This is a genomic window from Marinobacter sp. R17 (genome assembly GCF_003789045.1).
Lineage (GTDB): Bacteria > Pseudomonadota > Gammaproteobacteria > Pseudomonadales > Oleiphilaceae > Marinobacter_A > Marinobacter_A mangrovi.
In genome coordinates this window covers 1-1,271 of record NZ_RHGZ01000060.1, presented here as the reverse complement: position 1 = coordinate 1,271, position 1,271 = coordinate 1, and the positions used below count along the sequence as shown (strand labels likewise).

Annotated in this window: 1 protein-coding gene; it reads right to left on the bottom strand. The window is 55.5% G+C overall.

Annotated elements, in window-relative coordinates; genetic code table 11:
- Window positions 1–69 precede the first annotated feature (69 nt).
- Window positions 70–1,202, bottom strand: a protein-coding gene (locus EB809_RS20855; RefSeq protein WP_123636780.1) for an IS3 family transposase whose coding sequence is annotated in 2 segments (ribosomal slippage) — window positions 70–932 and window positions 932–1,202 — 1,134 coding nt in all. Because the reading frame shifts where the segments join, the coding sequence is not laid out codon by codon here.
- Window positions 1,203–1,271 lie beyond the last annotated feature (69 nt).

The following is a 1,271-nucleotide window of genomic DNA, read 5'->3' as shown; positions in this document are numbered from 1 at the left end:
GTGAGGTGGACCCCATCAGTTGGACAGCTTGAAGGTGCGGTTAAGCTCTGATCCAGTTTTATTCCCGGTTCAAGCTGCCAGGGTCATGGGTTGTTGGTAGTACACCTCATCCGGTGTTTGGTAATCAAGGGTCTGATGGTACCGGGTCTGATTGTAATGCCGGAAGTACCGGTGGAGCGCCTGCTTTAAGTGGTGTCCATCCTCGAAGGCTGTGAGGTAGACGCACTCGTGTTTGACGCTGCGCCAGAGCCGTTCCACGAAGATGTTGTCATGGTAGCAGCCCTTGCCGTCCATGCTGATCCGGATGCCATGCTCTTTGAGAACGCTTGTGAAGGCCTCACTGGTGAACTGGACACCCTGATCGGTGTTGAAGATCTCCGGCGTTCCATGGCGCTGTAAGGCCTCCTCCAGGGCATCAATACAGAAGTCTGTGTCCATGGTATTGGAGACCCGCCAGGACAACACTTTGCGGCTGTACCAGTCGATGATGGCGACCAGGTACATGAAGCCCCGAGCCAGCGGAATATAGCTGATATCTGTTGCCCACACCTGGTTGGCGCGGTCGATTTTCAGCCCTTTGAGCAGGTACGGATACACCTTGTGCCCGTCGCCCGGAATGCTGGTTCTGGGGCGTGGATACACCGCCTGAATGCCCATGGTGCGCATCAGGCGCTGAACCCGCTTGCGGTTTATCCGGTGGCCTTTACGTTCCAGGTGGACACGCATCTTACGAGAGCCATAGTACGGCGTTTCCAAATGCTGCTGGTCAATCAGGTACATCAGATCCAGATCCTCCTGACACTGTTCACGAGGGACGTAGTACACCGACGAGCGGCTCAGTTTGAGCAGCTCGCACTGGCGCACAATGCTGACTTGGGGATGGCCATGCTCGATCATCGCCAACCGGCGTTGACGGCTTACTGATCGAGCTTGCGCGACAAAAAATCGCGTTCCACCGTCAGTCGACCGATCTCGCGGTAAAGCTCGTCAGAACTGGGCTCGTTGGACTGATTGCCGGACCTTTTTTTGCCTTCGAAGAGGTCCGGGGCATTCTCCAGCAGCTCGCGTTTCCAGGTGCTGACCATGGTCGGATGGATCTGAAACCGGGCAGCAATTTCAGATGTGGTCTGGTCACCCTTGAGGGCGGCCAGGGCGACTTTGGATTTGAATGATGCGCTGTATTGCTTGCGTTTCTTGCTCATGATTCTCCTCCTTGTGGAGATGATGAATCAGAGCTTAGGCACCTGTCCAAATTTCGGGGTCCACTTCAC